Genomic DNA, 16,315 nt, shown 5'->3' with positions numbered 1-16,315 from the left:
GGGCTCGAGGTCGTTTAGCGTAGTGCGAAGAGCACCCCTCCCCATCCCTCCCCTTCGCTGCGCGAAAGGGAGGGGGCAAAAGGCTGGCGAGGGAGCAGATTCAAGGGCGCACTTCGGTGCGCCTTTTGCGTTTGGGGCGGCGTGCGGGGTCTCGACGCCATCGCGCGCCGGTCGGTGCGATAATCGCGGGCATGAGCGAATCCCCCTATACCTCCGGCACCACCCACTTCGGCTTCCGTGACGTCGCCGCCCGCGACAAGCAGAAGCTGGTCGGCGAGGTCTTCACCTCGGTGGCCGGCAAGTACGACCTGATGAACGACCTGATGAGCCTGGGCATTCATCGGATCTGGAAGCGCTACTTCGCCGCCACCGCGCAGGTGAAGCCCGGCGACCGCGTGCTGGACCTGGCCGGCGGCACCGGCGACATCGCCGCGCTGCTCAAGGAGCGCGTCGGCAAGACCGGCAGCATCGTGCTGGGCGACATCAATGCCGGCATGCTCACCGTCGGCCGCGACCGGCTGACCAACCGCGGCCTGGTGTCGGGGCTGGAGTACGTGCAGCTCAACGCCGAGGCGCTGCCGTTCCCGGACAACAGCTTCAACCTGGTGACCATCGCCTTCGGCCTGCGCAACGTGACCGACAAGGACGCGGCGCTGCGCGAGATGCATCGCGTGCTCAAGGTCGGCGGCCAGGCGCGCGTGCTGGAATTCTCCGAGGTCAAGCCCGAGTGGTTCCGGCCGCTGTACGACTTCCATTCGTTCAAGGTGCTGCCCAAGCTGGGCAAGCTGTTCGCCGGCGACGCCGACAGCTACCAGTACCTGGCCGAATCGATCCGCAAGCATCCGCCGCAGGACCAGCTCAAGGCGATGATGACCGAGGCCGGCTTCGCCCGCGCCCGCTACACCAACCTGTCCGCCGGTATCGTCGCCATCCACGACGGCTACAAGGTCTGAGGCTTCCAACCGAAGCCTGACCTCGCCGCCGACGACGGCGAGACCCAGGCTCCAGACCCGACGCCCGGCCCGTGCCGGGCGTCGCGCGTTGTGGGGATCGGCGCGGGCAGCGCCGGATGCAGCGGCTAGAATGCCGGTTCCCGTTCCAGACCGGCTGATTCCCCCGATGCGCTCTGTGTTGTTCACCCTGTCCTGCGCGGCCCTGCTGCTGTCGGCCTGCTCGAAGGAATCGGCCACGTCCGAGACCGCGCCCACCGCCACGCCCAAGGCCGCCGCCGTGTCCAAGCCCGACCGTCGCCACGACGAGAGTTCCTACGCCCAGCCCGAGAAGGTCGTCATCAAGGACCTGGCGCTGGACGTCAAGCTGGACTTCGACACCAAGCAGATCGGCGGCACCGCCACCTATCGGCTGGACTGGAAGGATCCAAAGGCGACTGAGCTTGTCCTCGACACGCGCGCACTCACCATCGAGAAGGTCGAGGGCGCCGGTGCCGACGGCAAGACCTTCGCGCCGCTGCAGTACGCGCTGGCCGATGCCGACAAGACCTTCGGCAGCAAGCTGACGATCCAGGCGCCGCAGCGCAATCCGGTGGTCCGCGTGACCTACCACACCTCGCCCGACGCCTCGGGCCTGCAGTGGCTGGCGCCGTCGATGACCGAGGGCAAGCAGCTGCCCTTCATGTTCAGCCAGTCCCAGGCGATCCACGCGCGCAGCTGGGTGCCGCTGCAGGACACGCCGGGCGTGCGCTTCACCTACACCGCGCACGTGACCAGCCGGCCCGACGTGATGGTGCTGATGAGCGCGGGCAACGACCCGGCGGCCGTGCGCGATGGCGATTACTTCTTCGTGCAGAACAAGCCGATCCCTTCCTACCTGCTGGCCATCGCCGCCGGCGACCTGGTGTTCCGCAAGCTCTCCGACCGCGCCGGCATCTGGGCCGAGCCGGCCATGGCCGACAAGGCCGCGGCCGAGTTCGCCGACACCGAGAAGATGATCACCACCACCGAGGATCTGTACGGCCCGTACCGCTGGGGCCGCTACGATATCCTGGTGCTGCCGCCCTCGTTCCCGTTCGGTGGCATGGAGAACCCGACGCTGACCTTCGCCACGCCCACGGTGATCGTCGGCGACAAGTCGCTGGTCTCGCTGGTGGCCCATGAGCTGGCGCACAGCTGGTCGGGCAACCTGGTGACCAACGCCTCGTGGAAGGACATCTGGCTCAACGAGGGTTTCACCACCTACGTGCAGGGCCGCATCACCGAGGCGGTCTATGGCCAGGAAATGGCCGAGATGGAGCGCCAGATCGACCAGACCGATCTGCTCAACGAGCTCAAGGGCATGACCCCGGCGCAGCAGGCACTGGCCCTGCCGCCGCTGGGCGAGACCGATCCGGACGAGGCGCTGAGCCAGGTCGCCTACGTCAAGGGCGCCTGGTTCCTGCAGTTCCTGGAGCAGCGCTTCGGCCGCGCGGTGTTCGATCCGTTCCTGCGCGGCTGGTTCAACGACCACGCCTTCCAGAGCGCGACCACCGACCAGTTCGTCGCCTACATGAAGCAGCATCTGCTGCCGAAGAATCCCAATGCGGTCACCCAGGCCGAGCTGGATGCGTGGCTGGCACAGCCGGGCATTCCCGCCTTCGCCACGCGCGCGCAGTCGCGCGGCTTCGCGCTGGTGGACACCGCGCGCATCGCCTGGCTGGGCAGCGGCGCGCTGCCCAACAAGCAGGTCACCGGCGACTGGGTGACCCAGCAGTGGGTGCACTTCATCGAAGGGTTGGGCCAGACCCAGCCGGTGGACAAGCTCAAGCAGCTCGATGCGGCCTACCACTTCACCGGCACGCCGAACGGCGAGATCGCCATGCGCTGGTATCCGCTGGCCATCCGCAGCGGCGATCACGACGTGTGGCCGGCGGCGGGCGAGTTCATCGGCCGCGTCGGCCGGCGCAAGCTGATCATGCCGATCTACGCCGAACTGGTGAAGACGCCCGAGGGGCTGCAGTTCGCCCGCGAGGTGTTCGCCAAGGCCAAGCCGGGCTACCACCCGATCACCACCGGTTCGGTGGAGGCGATGCTGGACAAGGCGGGTCAGGCAGCGGCGGTGCCGGCCTCTGCGCCTGTCTCGACGCCGGCACCGGAAGCCGAGCCGGCAGCTTCGACGCCGGCCGCGAGCACGCCGCCGGCGCAGTAAGCGTTGTTCGGGTCGTTGAACCTCGCCCTGCGCCAGCCGCAGGCGAGAAGGCCCCGCCAGCCATTTCTCAGGCCACTTGCTTCGTCCCCTGCCCTTGGCCGTAGGTCAAGGGGCGCTCGAAATCGCGACTAGCGTCCGAAGGGGAGGGGCGCTCTTCGCAGGAACGTCAAAAGCAAAAGCACCTCCCAGCCTCCCCTCTTCGCTAAAAGGGGAGGGGCGATGCCTGCGTCTTGCCAGTGAGCCGGGCGCTTCAGCTCGCTGCCCTCGACTCCAGGAAAAGGGAACTCGAAGTCGCGATCGGCGACTGAGGGGCGGCGGTCAGGCCTGGGCCAGCGCCTGTTCGGCGTCGGCCATGGCGCGCCAGCGCGGCAGGTCGTGCAGCCTGCGCACGCGGCTCAGGTAGGCGGTGTCGACCTCGCTGCCGTCGATCAGCGCGGCGGCCACGTGCACGGCGCCGGCGACCCAGAACAGAGTGCCGGCCCGCGCGGGCGCCTGGTGCCAGGCCACCGCTTCGATCATCGTCGCCGGCAGGCCCCACAGGCCCAGCAGGTAGGCGCCGGCGACGCTGTGCGGCAGCAGCGTCGGGCCGTCGGGCTCGTGCAGTTCCAGCGGCGGCAGCAGCCGGCCGACCTGGGACAGCAGGCCGGCCGTGGCGGCCACGCCGGTGCCGGCCTCGGGCAGGATCTGGTCGGCCAGGCGCGAGATGCGCAATGCGCGCTCGCGGACTTCGTCCACGCCGGGGCCGGAGGAAAACACTTCGCTGGCCAGCACCAGCCGGCGCAGCGCGTCCTGGCCCAGGCGCACCACCGCCATGCGCAGGTCGCTGATCTCGCGCCCGCCGGAGTAGTAGGCCGAGTTGCTCAGGCGCAGCACGCGCGCGGCCAGGGCCGGATCCTGCGTGACCACCTCCACCAGATCGGCGGCCTGGGTGCTGTCGTCGCGCAGCAGGCGGCTCAGGCTGAGGTACTGCTTGGGCGCGGCCGGCAGCGGGCCGGACTGTTCGATGGCCTGCTTGACCCGGGCGTCGTCCAGCAGCGAGCGCAGTTCGACGATGTCGTCGATGGCGTCGATCAGCGCGACCGGATCGAAGGGCTCGGGCAGCACGCGATGGGCCGCGTCCAGGGCCTGCATCATCTCCTCGCCCTGCGGGTCGGGTACCAGGACCACGCGCGCGGCCAGCGGAAAGCGCTCGCGCAGTTCGTGCATCATCAGGTTGCAGCGGTTCCAGCCGGTGCCGGAGAAGCACACCAGCGCATCGGGCGCCAGCGCGTCCAGATGCGGGGTGGGGCCGTCGCCCAGCTGCAGCCAGCTCACGCCCCAGTCGCGGCCACGGGCGGCCAGGTGGATCTGGAGTTGCGCTGCCTGTTCGCTGGTTTCACCAGCCACGACGATGTGCACGGGGCCTCTCAGGACGTCTTGCGATGCGATGGCCGCATCATAGCAACGCGATTCATCTCGATCGCGGCGTTGGGACGCCTTCGGTCGGCGCCATGAGCCGGATCATGCGGCCGGTATCTCATCCAGCGGGAAGCTCGCGCGTACGCAGGTGCCCTGCGCGTCCGAGCGCTCGTGCAGCTGGCCGGCATGCTGGGCCGCGCGGGCCTGCATGCCGCGCCGGCCGAAGCCCGCCGGAGCGTCCACGTCGTAGCCGGCGCCGTCGTCGCGCACGGTCAGCTGCAGCGTGCGGGCGCGGACCAGCAGGCTCACTTCGATCTGCGTGGCGCGGGCATGGCGCAGGGCATTGCCCAGCGCTTCCTGGGCGATGCGGTACACGGCCAGCTCCAGCGCGTCGGGCAGGCGCGGCAGTCCGGCCGGCACCTGCAGCGTGCAGCGCACCGCGCCGCGCGCATCCTGGCGCTCGCACATCGCCTCCAGCGCGGCGGCCAGGCCGGCGCGCTGCAGCAGGGGGGGGTGCAGGGCGTGGCTCATGCCGCGCACGACGTGCAGGGCCTGGGCCGAGAGCGCCTCGAGATCGCAGGCCAGATCCTGCTGCTCGGGCGAGGCCAGGCTGGCGGAGAGTTCGGCCAGGCTCAGGCGCAGCGAGGTGAGCAGCTGGCCGAGTTCGTCGTGCAGTTCGCCGGCGATGCGTGCGCGCTCGGCATCCTGCACGGCGATCAGGGCGTCGCGGAAGGCGGGGTCTTGGGCGGGATCGTGCATGTGCGCCAGCGTAGCGTCGATTCCCGCCGCGGCGGGTCAGCGTCGGTCGTCGGGCAGGCTGCGGCTGCGCTGGTAGCGGTCCAGCCAGGCGTCGAAGTCCACCCGCGGCAACGCCGGCGAGTACAGGTAGCCCTGCACCTCGTTGCAGCCCAGCGCGCGCAGGAACTCGGCCTGGGTATCGGTCTCCACGCCCTCGGCGGTGACCTGTAGGTCGAAGTTGCGCGCGATCAGCAGGATCGAACGCACGATCGCGGCATCGCCACGATCCTGCATCACGTCGCGCACGAAGCCGCGATCGATCTTGACCCGGTCCACCGCCAGGTGGTGCAGCGTGGATAGCGAGGCGTAACCCGTGCCGAAGTCGTCGTAGGCCACGCGCAGCCCGCGCCGGCGCAGCTGCTGCAGCGTGTTGGCGGCGTTGCCATCGTCGCTGAGCGCGATGATCTCGGTCAGTTCCAGCTCCAGCCGCGCCGGCGCCAGGCCGCTGACGGCCAGGGCGTTGTCCACTTCCTTGAGCAGGTCCTCGTGGGCGAATTGCACGGGGAACAGGTTCACGCTCACCGCCAGCGGGCGGCCGTCCATCAGCGGCCAGCTGACCGCGTCCCTGCAGGCCCGTTCCAGCACCCACCAGCCCACCGTGGTGGCGATGCCGCTGATGGCCAGCGCGTTGAGGAACTCGGCGGGCATCAGCAGGCCGCGTTCGGGATGGCGCCAGCGCAGCAGGGCCTCGGCGCCGGACACGCGGCCGGACTTGAGTTCGATCTGCGGCTGGTAGTGCAGCTCGAACTCGCCGTCGCGGTGGGCGCGGCGCAGTTCCAGGTCCAGCTTGCGCCGGTCGATGGCCTCGGTGCGCATGCTCGGCTCGAAGCGCCGCAGCGAACGCCCGCGGGTGCGCTTGGCGTAGTGCATGGCCAGCTGCGCGCGGGTGACCAGCTCCAGCGCATCGGGCAGTTCGGGCGAGTCGTCGACCGCCGCGATCTCGTCGGCCGGCGCCGGCGGCGGGGCCGGTTCGGTCTCGCCGTCCATCGCCACGCCGATGCAGGCGTCCAGGTGCACGCGGTGCAGGTCGACCTCGCACGGTTGCGCCAGGTCCAGCAGCAGCGCGTTGAGCGTGGCCTCCACCGGCTTCTGCCGCGCGCTGGGGAAGCACAGCGCGAACTCGTCGCCCTCCAGCCGCGCCAGGAACACGTCGTCGGGCAGACGCGCCAGCAGGCGCGCGGCCACCACCTGCAGCACCGTGTCGGCGGTGGCGTGGCCCAGGGTCACGATGACCGAGCGGAAGTTGTCCAGGCCCAGCACCGCCACCGCCGTGGGCACGCCCTGGCTGCGGCGCTCGTCCAGCGCGACCAGCAGGCCGTTGCGCGTGGGCAGGCCGGTGACCGGATCCTCCTCGGTGCGGGCGCGCTCGCGCGCCGGATCGTCGAGCAGGGCATCGACGTAGCCGGCGATCGGATCTTCGAAGGGCGAGCGGTTCACGCGGCCTGGCTCTGGGCGGCCGACAGCGGCGGCTGGCTCTGCAGCCAGGCCAGCGCCTGGCGGTAGGCGTCGGCGCCGGGACCGGTCATGGGCGCGGCCGAGGCCAGCGCGCGGGCATCGCGCAGGCGGGCGTCCATCGGGATGGCCTGCGGCCACACGCGCCCGGCGTACAGCCCGTGCATCAGCTCCAGGCTCTGCGTGCCCAGGGTGGTGCGGCCGTCGTACAGCGTGGGCAGCACGAACCGCGGCAGCGGCCGGCGGCGCGAGGTCTCGACCATCTCGGCGGTATGCAGCATGTCGGCCAGGCCGTGCAGGGCCAGCGGATCGGTCTGGGTCGGCACGATCAGCGCGTCGGCCGCGGCCAGCGCGTTGACCATCAGCAGGCCCAGCGTGGGCGGGCAGTCGAGCAGCACGGCGTCGTACAGGTCGACCACGCCGGCCAGCGCGCGCTGCAGCGCCATGCCCAGGCCCGGCTGGCTGGCGCTGCGGCGTTCCAGCGTGGCCAGCGCGGGCTGCGCGGCGAGCAGGCGCAGGCCGTCGATGGGCGTGGTGCGGGCCAGCGCATCGGCCGTGGGTGCGCCGGGGCCGAACAGTTCGTGGGTTCCGCTGGGCACCGGGTGGCGCGGAACATTGAACGCGCGCGTCATCGAGGCGTGCGGATCCATGTCCACGATCAGCACGTGCCGGCCCGCCTGCGCCAGGCAGCGCGCCAGGCACAGGGTGGTCGTGGTCTTGCCCACGCCGCCCTTCTGGTTGGCGATCGCCCAGGTCTGCATCAACCGGCGGCCTCCACGTTGGCGGGCAGCGGGGTGACCGCCACCGGCGTGGACGGCGGGGTCTGCAACATGTCGGGGCTGACCGAATCCGGCCCACGCGGGCGGCCGCCGTTGGGCGCGGCCAGGATCACCAGCACCACGCGGCGATTGGCATTGCGGCCCTGGGCGGTAGTGTTGTCGGCGATGGGCTGGAACTGCCCGTAGCCCACCACTGCCAGCCGCGCCGGCGACACGCCGGTCTGGGTCAGCACGTGGACCACGCTGGCCGCGCGCGCGGCCGACAGCTCCCAGTTGGAGGCGAACTGCGCCGTGGCGATGGGCTGGTCATCGGTATAGCCCTCCACGCGCACCGCATTGGGCACGTCGCGCAGCACCTCGGCCACGCGCTGGACGGTGACCGCGGCCACGGCATTGGGCGTGGCCACGCCGCTGGAGAACAGGATGTCGCTCTGAATCTCCACTTCCAGATAGTTCTCGCCGCGGCGCACGGTGACCTGGTGCTTGGCCACCAGGTCGGAGAGCACGGCCTGGATGTTCTCGCCCACCGCGCCCAGCTGGCCGCCGCCCAGCCCGCCCGGGCCCGCGCCCTGGCCGGCCGCGGCGTTGAACGCGGTCGGGGTCATGCCGACGGTGGACTGGCCGTAGCGCGGGGCGTCCAGCGCCTGTCGCATCTTGGCCTGCATCAGCTGGCTGGCCGGGGCCGGGCCGATGCGCGCGGCCGAGGTCGCCAGCGAGGGCCGGTCGAAGGAGGATCCCAGCAGCTGGTGCCTGCCCAGCTGGACCGGCGAGACCGAGCGCGGCGGGCCGCCGAACTCGGCGTTGAGCGCGTCTGACACCGCGCGGAACTTGCCCTCGTTGACCGAGGAGATCGCGTACATCACCACGAAGAAGGCCAGCAGCAACGTCATGAGATCGCCCATGGGGATCGCCCAGGCCTCATGGTTGACGTGGTCTTCGTGCTGGTGCTTGCGCGCCATGGCGGGAGGTCGTCCTTGTCCTTGATCTAGTGCGCGACGTAGACGGAGAGGCGGGATTCGATGTTGCGTGGGTTCTCGCCCTGGGCGATGGCGATCAGCCCTTCCAGGATCATCTCACGCGATTCGTTCTGTTCGGCGATCAGGGCCTTGAGCTTGGCGGCCACCGGCAGGAACATCAGGTTGGCCATGCCGATGCCGTAGATGGTAGCGGTGAACGCCGCGCCGATGCCATGGCCGAGCTTGGACGGGTCGGCCAGGTTCTTCATCACCGCGATCAGGCCCAGCACCGCGCCGATGATGCCCAGGGTCGGCGCGTAGATGCCCATGCCCTCGAACACCTTGGCTGCGGCGGTGTCGCGGGTCTGCTGGTGATGCATGTCGGTTTCCAGCACGTTACGGATCGACTCGGGCTCGATGCCGTCGACCACCATCTGCAGGCCCTTCTTGATGAAGGCGTCGTCCTGCTCCTTGACCTGCGCCTCCAGGCCCAGCAGGCCCTGCTTGCGCGCGGTGTTGGACCACTCGACGATCTTGGCCAGCACCCCGGCGCGATCCTGCGAGGGCGGCATGAACACCCATTTGACCAGCTTGAATGCCAGCAGGAAGGTGGACATGTGGGTCTGCAGCATGATCGCGGCGAAGGTGCCGATGACCACGATCACGAACGCGGCCGGCGACCACAGGCTTTCGATGCCGGCGCCCTTGAGCACGCTGCCGAGCAGCAGCGCGACCAGCGCGAGAATGGCACCAACGAGGCTGAGCTTGTCCATGATCTGTATGACGGCCGCGCGCCGGATTCCTGAAGTGGGGGTTTCGCGCGCGGCCGCACACGCGGGACGACGCGCGAGCCGGGGACTCGCGCTTTCGCACTGCGGATGCGTCGCGCAATGGAAACAGGTTGCAAGATCCGCGCCAGGCTTAGCGGGCGGGTTCGGGATGGATCACTGTCGCGGCGTGATCAAGTGCCCGGTTCCTGGATGTGGGTGGAGCCCGCGTCTCTTCTTTCGCGCAGCGAAGGGGAGGGCGAGGAGGGGTGCTTTCCAGCTTTTGGCTTCAGCGTCCCGCCGAGCGGGGCCCCTCAGTCGATCTCCGCCGGTTCGCGCTTCCATTCGCCCAGGCGGGCGCGCAGGCGGATCACGGCCTGGCCGTGGATCTGGCAGACGCGCGATTCGCTGACCGACAGGACCGCACCGATCTCGCGCAGGTTGAGTTCCTGCTCGTAGTACAGCGAGAGCACCAGCGCCTCGCGCTCGGGCAGGCCGGCGATGGCCTCGGCCAGCGCCTCGCGGAAGGCGCCCTGCTCGAAGGCGCGGGCGGGGGTGGCGCCGTCGGCGCTGGCCAGGCGGGCCTCGCCGTCGTGTTCGTCGATGTGCGCATCCAGGCTGGTGATCTGGCCGCGGGCGGCGTCCTCGACCAGGTGGTGGTACTCGTCCAGCGGGATCTGCATGACCGCGGCCACCTGCGCGGCGGTGGCCGCGCGGCCGGTCGCCTGCTCGACCTGGCGCACGGCGGACACCATCTCGCGATAGCTGCGGTGCACCGAGCGCGGGGTCCAGTCGCCCCTGCGCATCTCGTCGATCATCGCGCCGCGGATGCGGATGGAGGCGTAGGTCTCGAAGGTCGCGCCCTGGTCGTTCTGGTAGTTCCGGGCCGCGTCGATCAGGCCCAGCATGCCGGCCTGGACCAGGTCGTCGATCTCCACGCTGGCCGGCAGGCGCGCGGCCAGATGGTGGGCGATGCGGCGCACCAGTTCGCCGTGACGCTCGACGATCTCCGCGGGCGAGCCCTGCTGATGGGCGCGGTACTGGGCGGTGGCCATGAGGTTCATGCCGGGCTCCCTTCGGCGGGCTGGCCGACCAGGCGTTCAAGGAAGAACTCGACGTGGCCGCGCGGCGCGGTGGGCTGCTGCCACTGCCGCGCGCGGCGGGCGATGTCGCGGAAGGCGATGGCCGAGGGCGCCGAGGGGAAGGCGTCGACCACCGTCTCCTGGCGCTGCACGGCGCGGCGCAGCCATTCGTCGCGCGGGACCGCGCCGAGGTAGTTCAGGGTGATGTCCAGGAAGCGGCTGACCACGCGCTCGAGCTTGGCGAACAGCGCCGGGCCCTCGGTGGCATCGCCGACCTGGTTGGCCAGCACGTGCACGCGGCGCACGCCGCGGTCGCGGCCCAGGACCTTGATCAGCGCATAGGCGTCGGTCATCGAGGCCGGCTCGTCGCAGACCACCACCACCACGTCGTGCGCGGCCTGGCAGAAGGTCAGGACGCCATCGGCGATGCCGGCGGCGTTGTCGATCACCATCACGTCCAGCGGCACGTCCAGCTCGGAGAAGGCGTGGATCAGGCCAGTGTGCTCGGCCGGCGACAGCTGGGCCATGTGCTGCTTGCCCGAGGCGGCCGGCACCACCAGCAGGCCACCCGGGCCTTCCAGCAGCGTGTCGGCCAGCGTGCACTTGCCGGCGAACACGTCGGACAGGGTGAAGCGTGGGGACAGCCCCAGCATCACATCGGCGTTGGCCAGCCCCAGGTCGGTGTCCAGCAGCAGCGTGCGCTGGCCGGCGTTGACCATGGCCGCGGCCAGGTTGATCGAGGTCGTGGTCTTGCCCACGCCGCCCTTGCCGCTGGCCACGGCGATGACGCGGGGCATGCGCGGGGCGCGCGGATCAGGCGACTGCATGGCGGGTCTCGATGCCGTGGGTGGCCACATCGCTGCTGCGGCGCGCGCTTTCCATCGCCTGGGCGATGGCGGCGGCGTCGGCGGCGTCGATGTCGCTGTCGATGCGCTGGCCGTTGGTGGTGTAGGCGATGGGCATGGCGGTGCGCGCGGCCACCGACAGGGCGCTGCCCAGGTAGCCGGTCTCGTCCAGCTTGGTCAGGATCAGCCCTTCCGGCGCGGCCGGGCGATAGCGGCGGATGACCTCGCCCATGTCCTGGGCATGGCCGTTGGCCGGCAGCACCAGCAGGCTGCGCACCTTGGTGGTCGCGCGCAGCCACAGGATCTGGTTGAACAGTGCGCGGTCGGTCGGCGCGTAGCCGGTGGTGTCCACCAGCACCAGCGGATAGTCGGCCAGCTGCTCCAGCGCCAGCTGCAGGCCGCCGATGCCGCGCGCCTCGCACACGGTGATGCCGAGCCGGCGGCCGTAGGCCTGCAGCTGCTCGTGCGCGCCGGGGCGCTCGCAGTCGGTGGTGATCAGGGCCACGTCGCGGGCGCGGTGGCGGGCGGCGAAGCGCGCGGCCAGCTTGGCCGCGGTGGTGGTCTTGCCGGCGCCGGTCGGGCCGACCAGGGCGATCACGCCGCCTTCGTCGATGGTCTCGCTGGCGCAGACGGTGAGGCTGTCGGCCAGTTCGGCCAGCATCGCCGCGCCGACCTCGGCCAGCGGCAGCGACGGATCCACGCGCAGGGCCACGGCCTGGGCCAGGGCCTGTTCGCAGCCGTAGCCGGTCAGGGCGTCGAAGGCGGCCGCGCGTGCCGGCGAACCGCGCAGGCGCTCGAGCGCGAGCTGCTCCATCTGCGCCTCCATCAGCGCGCGCATGCGGGCCATCTCCTCGCGCATGGCGACGATGGCGGGGTCCATCTCGACGCCGGGCACCACCGACAGGGCGGGGCGGGCGGGTTCGACCGGCGCCTCGACGCGCGCAGCGGCGGCCGGGGCCACGGGCGCCGCGTTGATCGGCTGCGCGGGGCGGGTCATGTCCAGGGTGACGGTGGCCTGGGCCTCGCTCTCGGCCAGGCGCGCGCGCAGGGCGGCGGCGAAGTCCTGCACGTCGACCTGGGCGGTGGCTTCGGGGGCGGCGGGGCGCTCCGGCGCCGGCGCGGCGGTCGGCGCGGGTTCGGCCGGCTGTCCGCGCAGACGGGCGCGGGCGCGGGCCAGCAGCGAGTCGGAGCCGCTGGCTTCGGGGCGGGCCTGGTGCAACGCCGCGGCGAAGGCGGCGGCCGGATCGGACTGCGCGGCCGGCGGCTGCGGGGCCGCGGCGACCGGCGGGAGGGGCGCAGCCGGTGCCGGGATTCCGACGGATGCCGGGATCCCGGCGGGCAGCTGCTGCTGGGCCAGCGCCGACAGCGCGGCCGGGCTGGCGTCGGCCGGATCCGCGCCCACCGCGCGCATGGCGCGGGCCAGCGCGGCCTGGTCGTACCCGGTGGCCGAGACCACTTCGATGCCGCCGGCCACCGGCCGGCTGGACAGGATCACCGCGTCGGGGCCCTGCGCGTCGCGGATCATCCGCAGCGCGGTGCGCATGTCGCTGGCAACGAAACTCTTGATGTTCATCGGGCGGTGGTCTCCGGCGCTGCCGGCCCTCCGGCATCGCGCTTGGATGGACTCATGCAGGAGTTGTGCCGTGGGTGGGGCGGGGATTGGGGATTCGGGATTGGGGATTGGGGATTGGGGATTGGGGATTGGGGATTGGGGCAGGTCGTGGCGTTTGCTTTTACAGGCTTGGCTTGCTCCAGCCGCTCAAGAGACGAGGCACGTCATGCGCGCGTCAGAGATGCCGCCGAATCCCGAATCCCCAATCCCGAATCCCGGCTCCTTCAACCCACCGCCCCGACCAACCTGAGACGCTTGTCCTCCGGCACCTCCGAGTAGGCCAGCACCGACAGCGAAGGCACGCTGTGGCGGACCAGGCGGGCGATGGCGGCGCGCACGTTGCCGGGGACCAGCAGCACGGCCGGTTCGCCCTTGCTTTCCTGCTGGGTCACGCACTGGCTCAGGTTCTGGTGGATGCGCTCGGCCAGGCCGGGCTCCAGGGCGCCGCCCTGGCCGCTGACCGAGTCCTGCATCACCCGCTCCAGCTGCGGGGCCAGGGTGAACACCGGCAGTTCGTCGGCCATGCCGTTGAGCTCCTGGACGATGAAGCGGCCCAGCGCCACGCGCACCGCGGCGGTCAGCTGCGCCGGGTCCTGGGTGTGCACGGCGTGCTCGAGCAGGGTCTCGACGATCTGGCGGATCTGGCGCAGGGGCACCTTGTCGGCCAGCAGCGACTGCAGCACCTTGGCCACCACCGACAGCGGCAGCAGCTTGGGCGTGAGGTCCTCGACCAGCTTGGCGTTGCCGCCGCGGCCCAGCGTGGCCAGCAGCTGCTGCACCTCTTCCAGGCCCAGCAGTTCGGCGGCACGCTCGCGGATCAGGTGCGACAAGTGGGTGGCCACCACGGTGGCTGCGTCGACCACGGTATAGCCCAGCGACTCGGCATGCGCGCGCTGGGCGGGCAGGATCCAGGTCGAATCCAGGCCGAAGGCCGGGTCCTTGCCGGGGATGCCGTCCAGCGCGCCGAACACGCGGCCCGGGTCCAGCGCCAGCTCGCGGTCGGGATGGATGTCGCCGGTGGCCAGCGGCACGCCGTGGACCAGCACGCGGTACTGGCCCGGGGCCAGCTCCAGGTTGTCGCGCACGTGCACGGCGGGAATCAGGAAGCCCAGGTCCTGGGTCAGCTTGCGGCGCACGCCCTTCAGGCGCGCCAGCAGTTCGCCGCCCTGGTTCTTGTCCACCAGCGCGATCAGCTTGTAGCCCACTTCCAGGGCCAGCGGCTCGACCGGGCGGATCTCGTCCCAGCTCAGCTCGGCATTGCTGGCCGGCGTGGCGGCCGCGGCAGCGGCCGCGGCGTCTTCCTGCGGCGCGGCCAGGCGACGCTTGTGCAGCCGCCAGGCCGCATAGCCCAGCACGGCCGCCAGGATCAGGAACGGCACGTTGGGCATGCCCGGGATGACGCCGATCAGGCCCAGCAGCAGCGCCGCGATGGTCAGCGCGCGCTGATGCCCGAAGACCTGCCTGGACACCGTGGCGCCCATGTCCTGCTCGCCGGTGGAGCGGGTGACCAGCATCGCCACGGCGGTGGCGATCAGCAGCGCCGGCAGCTGGGCGACCAGGCCGTCGCCGATGGCCAGCAGGGTGTAGGTGCGCAGCGCGTCGGCGAAGGACATGTCGTGCTGGAGCACGCCGATCAGCAGGCCGCCGATGATGTTGATCGCCAGGATCAGGATGCCGGCGATGGCGTCGCCGCGCACGAACTTGCTGGCGCCGTCCATCGAGCCGTAGAAGTCGGCCTCCTCGCGCACTTCCTGGCGGCGGGCCTTGGCCTCCTCGCGGGTCAGCAGGCCGGCGTTGAGGTCGGCGTCGATGGCCATCTGCTTGCCGGGCAGCGCGTCGAGGATGAAGCGCGCCGACACCTCGGAGATGCGCCCGGCGCCCTTGGTCACCACCACGAAGTTGACGATGGTCAGGATCGCGAACACCACGATGCCCACCGCGAAGCTGCCGCCGATCACGAACTGGCCGAAGGACTCGATCACATGGCCTGCCGCGCCCGGGCCCTTGTGGCCGTGCAGCAGCACGACGCGGGTGGAGGCGACGTTGAGCGCCAGGCGCAGCAGGGTGACCAGCAGCAGCACGCTGGGGAAGATCGAGAACTCCAGCGGGCGGCGCACGTAGACCACCGCCAGCAGCACCACCAGCGACAGGGCGATGTTGATCGTGAACAGCCCGTCCAGCACGAACGGCGCCAGCGGCACGATGACCATGGCCAGCATGGCCACCACCACCAGCGGCGCGGCCGCGCCCGAGCGCACCGCGCCCATCAGCCCATCGACGGAGAACCGACCCGGCTGCGCGCTCACGGCGACGGTTCCTTGGCGATCTCCCCGGCGTGGGGGTCGTAGTCCACCGCGCCTTCGGGACCGGCATCGATGGGCGCCAGCGCGGGCATCGGGCCACGGCCCGGCGCCCAGGCGCGCAGCTGGTAGACGTAAGACAGCACCTGGGCAACGGCGGCGTAGAGCTTCACCGGGATTTCCTGATCGACCTGGGCCTGCCTGTACAAGGCGCGTGCCAGCGGCGGCGCCTCGACCACGGCGATGCGGTGCGCCTCGGCCAGGTCGCGGATCGCCATGGCGGTCTCGTCCACGCCCTTGGCCACCACCACCGGCGCGCGCATGCCGGCGTCGGCCTTGTATTTGAGCGCCACCGCGTAGTGGGTGGGGTTCATCAGGATCACGTCGGCCGATGGCACCGCCTCCATCATCCGACGCTTGGACATCTGCATGGCGACCTGGCGCACGCGCGCCTTGACCTCCTGGTTGCCCTCGGCCTCCTTGAACTCGTCCTTGATCTCCTGCTTGGTCATCTTCAGCCGCGCCCGGTGCTGGTAGTGCTGCCAGGGCACGTCCAGCAGGGCCAGCGCGCCCAGCGCGCCGATCATCGCCAGCAGGGTGGTCATGGCCATCTGCACGCCGCCGGCCACCGACTGCTCCAGCGAGGCCTGCGGCATGCCCAGCAGCGCCTTGAAGGCGCGGTAGACCATCCAGGTCCCGATGCCGCCGATCAGGCCCACGCGCAGCAGCGAGCGCAGCAGCTCGGCCAGGCTTTCCTTGCCCCACATGCGGCCGATGCCGGCCATCGGGTTGAGCCGGCTTAAATCCGGCTTGAGCGCCTGGCTGGTGAAGCGCAGGCTGCCCATGATCGCCGGCGCGATCAGGCAGGCGGCCAGCGCGGCGGCCAGCAGCGGCAGCATCGGCTTGAACAGCGCCACGGCCAGCGAGGCGGCGTGCGGCAGCAGGCGTTCGGGCGCGTCGAGCATGGCCCGGTCCAGCTGCAGCGCCCCGCGCATCCAGTCGCGGCTGACCGCGCCGATGTGGCCGGCGCTGACCTTGAGCGCGATCACCGCGCAGCCCAGCACCGCCACGTTGGCCAGCTCGCGCGAGCGCGGGACGTTGCCCTTCTCGCGGGCCTCGCGCAGGCGTTTTTCGGTGGGTAATTCGGTGCGGTCTTCCTGGTCTTCGCTCATCGTCTGGCGTCCT

At 71.0% G+C, this 16,315-nt stretch carries 13 protein-coding genes; 2 read left to right on the top strand and 11 right to left on the bottom strand.

What is annotated here, in order from left to right; all coding sequences use genetic code 11:
• Nucleotides 1-191 precede the first annotated feature (191 nt).
• Together ubiE and LAJ50_RS16490 are read left to right on the top strand one after the other, a co-directional pair.
• On the top strand, nt 192-953 hold the full coding sequence (gene ubiE, locus LAJ50_RS16495) for a bifunctional demethylmenaquinone methyltransferase/2-methoxy-6-polyprenyl-1,4-benzoquinol methylase UbiE (protein ID WP_138653446.1): 762 nt from the start codon (nt 192-194) through the stop codon (nt 951-953).
• A gap of 166 nt (nt 954-1,119) precedes the next feature.
• Entirely contained in the window at nt 1,120-3,141 is a 2,022-nt protein-coding gene (locus tag LAJ50_RS16490) for a M1 family metallopeptidase (protein ID WP_138653444.1), read from the top strand.
• Nucleotides 3,142-3,459: 318 nt separating this feature from the next.
• Here LAJ50_RS16490 and LAJ50_RS16485 read toward each other — a convergent pair whose 3' ends face one another.
• The 11 genes from LAJ50_RS16485 to flhB all read right to left on the bottom strand — a co-directional run bounded on the left by LAJ50_RS16485 (nt 3,460) and on the right by flhB (nt 16,302).
• Nucleotides 3,460-4,539, bottom strand: coding sequence for an HDOD domain-containing protein (locus LAJ50_RS16485; RefSeq protein WP_138653442.1), 1,080 nt, complete (start codon nt 4,537-4,539; stop codon nt 3,460-3,462).
• A 102-nt stretch (nt 4,540-4,641) separates the two neighbouring features.
• Nucleotides 4,642-5,298 (bottom strand): sensor histidine kinase, encoded by a 657-nt coding sequence (locus LAJ50_RS16480; RefSeq protein WP_138653440.1) that lies wholly within the window; start codon nt 5,296-5,298, stop codon nt 4,642-4,644.
• 36 nt (nt 5,299-5,334) lie between these two features.
• Complete coding sequence (locus LAJ50_RS16475) at nt 5,335-6,774, bottom strand: bifunctional diguanylate cyclase/phosphodiesterase (protein WP_171044606.1); 1,440 nt, start codon at nt 6,772-6,774, stop codon at nt 5,335-5,337.
• Nucleotides 6,771-7,550, bottom strand: coding sequence for a ParA family protein (locus tag LAJ50_RS16470; RefSeq protein ID WP_130550175.1), 780 nt, complete (start codon nt 7,548-7,550; stop codon nt 6,771-6,773). The genes LAJ50_RS16475 and LAJ50_RS16470 overlap by 4 nt, the downstream gene beginning before the upstream one ends.
• Nucleotides 7,550-8,527 (bottom strand): flagellar motor protein MotD, encoded by a 978-nt coding sequence (gene motD / locus LAJ50_RS16465; protein WP_138653436.1) that lies wholly within the window; start codon nt 8,525-8,527, stop codon nt 7,550-7,552. The genes LAJ50_RS16470 and motD overlap by 1 nt, the downstream gene beginning before the upstream one ends.
• Before the next feature lie 26 nt (nt 8,528-8,553).
• Complete coding sequence (locus tag LAJ50_RS16460; RefSeq protein WP_130550173.1) at nt 8,554-9,297, bottom strand: flagellar motor protein; 744 nt, start codon at nt 9,295-9,297, stop codon at nt 8,554-8,556.
• A 308-nt stretch (nt 9,298-9,605) separates the two neighbouring features.
• A complete protein-coding gene (locus tag LAJ50_RS16455) occupies nt 9,606-10,355 on the bottom strand; it encodes an RNA polymerase sigma factor FliA (protein ID WP_138653434.1) in 750 nt (249 codons plus the stop codon).
• Nucleotides 10,352-11,200 carry a MinD/ParA family protein gene (locus tag LAJ50_RS16450; protein WP_130550171.1) on the bottom strand — a complete coding sequence of 283 codons (849 nt, stop codon included), beginning with the start codon at nt 11,198-11,200 and terminating at the stop codon, nt 10,352-10,354. The genes LAJ50_RS16455 and LAJ50_RS16450 overlap by 4 nt, the downstream gene beginning before the upstream one ends.
• Entirely contained in the window at nt 11,187-12,791 is a 1,605-nt protein-coding gene (flhF, locus tag LAJ50_RS16445) for a flagellar biosynthesis protein FlhF (protein WP_224096350.1), read from the bottom strand. The genes LAJ50_RS16450 and flhF overlap by 14 nt, the downstream gene beginning before the upstream one ends.
• 263 nt (nt 12,792-13,054) lie before the next feature.
• Entirely contained in the window at nt 13,055-15,097 is a 2,043-nt protein-coding gene (gene flhA / locus LAJ50_RS16440) for a flagellar biosynthesis protein FlhA (protein WP_171044705.1), read from the bottom strand.
• Between the two features lie 35 nt (nt 15,098-15,132).
• Nucleotides 15,133-16,302 (bottom strand): flagellar biosynthesis protein FlhB, encoded by a 1,170-nt coding sequence (gene flhB, locus LAJ50_RS16435; protein ID WP_138655417.1) that lies wholly within the window; start codon nt 16,300-16,302, stop codon nt 15,133-15,135.
• Nucleotides 16,303-16,315: the final 13 nt, after the last annotated feature.

Origin of the sequence: Pseudoxanthomonas sp. X-1, from assembly GCF_020042665.1 — a bacterium.
Taxonomy (GTDB): Bacteria; Pseudomonadota; Gammaproteobacteria; order Xanthomonadales; family Xanthomonadaceae; genus Pseudoxanthomonas_A; species Pseudoxanthomonas_A spadix_A.
The sequence above is the reverse complement of the archived record's forward strand: the minus strand, read 5'-3'. Positions and strand labels throughout refer to the sequence as shown.

What these genes read in the sequence shown, in the direction of transcription:
- flhA (WP_171044705.1), bottom strand. Translation starts at nt 15,097, where the DNA reads ATGGGCGCGGTGCGCTCGGGCGCGGCCGCGCCGCTGGTGGTGGTGGCC.
- motD (WP_138653436.1), bottom strand. Translation starts at nt 8,527, where the DNA reads ATGGCGCGCAAGCACCAGCACGAAGACCACGTCAACCATGAGGCCTGG.
- ubiE (WP_138653446.1), top strand. Translation starts at nt 192, where the DNA reads ATGAGCGAATCCCCCTATACCTCCGGCACCACCCACTTCGGCTTCCGT.
- flhF (WP_224096350.1), bottom strand. Translation starts at nt 12,791, where the DNA reads ATGAACATCAAGAGTTTCGTTGCCAGCGACATGCGCACCGCGCTGCGG.
- LAJ50_RS16480 (WP_138653440.1), bottom strand. Translation starts at nt 5,298, where the DNA reads ATGCACGATCCCGCCCAAGACCCCGCCTTCCGCGACGCCCTGATCGCC.
- LAJ50_RS16470 (WP_130550175.1), bottom strand. Translation starts at nt 7,550, where the DNA reads ATGCAGACCTGGGCGATCGCCAACCAGAAGGGCGGCGTGGGCAAGACC.
- LAJ50_RS16455 (WP_138653434.1), bottom strand. Translation starts at nt 10,355, where the DNA reads ATGAACCTCATGGCCACCGCCCAGTACCGCGCCCATCAGCAGGGCTCG.
- LAJ50_RS16450 (WP_130550171.1), bottom strand. Translation starts at nt 11,200, where the DNA reads ATGCAGTCGCCTGATCCGCGCGCCCCGCGCATGCCCCGCGTCATCGCC.
- LAJ50_RS16460 (WP_130550173.1), bottom strand. Translation starts at nt 9,297, where the DNA reads ATGGACAAGCTCAGCCTCGTTGGTGCCATTCTCGCGCTGGTCGCGCTG.
- flhB (WP_138655417.1), bottom strand. Translation starts at nt 16,302, where the DNA reads ATGAGCGAAGACCAGGAAGACCGCACCGAATTACCCACCGAAAAACGC.
- LAJ50_RS16490 (WP_138653444.1), top strand. Translation starts at nt 1,120, where the DNA reads ATGCGCTCTGTGTTGTTCACCCTGTCCTGCGCGGCCCTGCTGCTGTCG.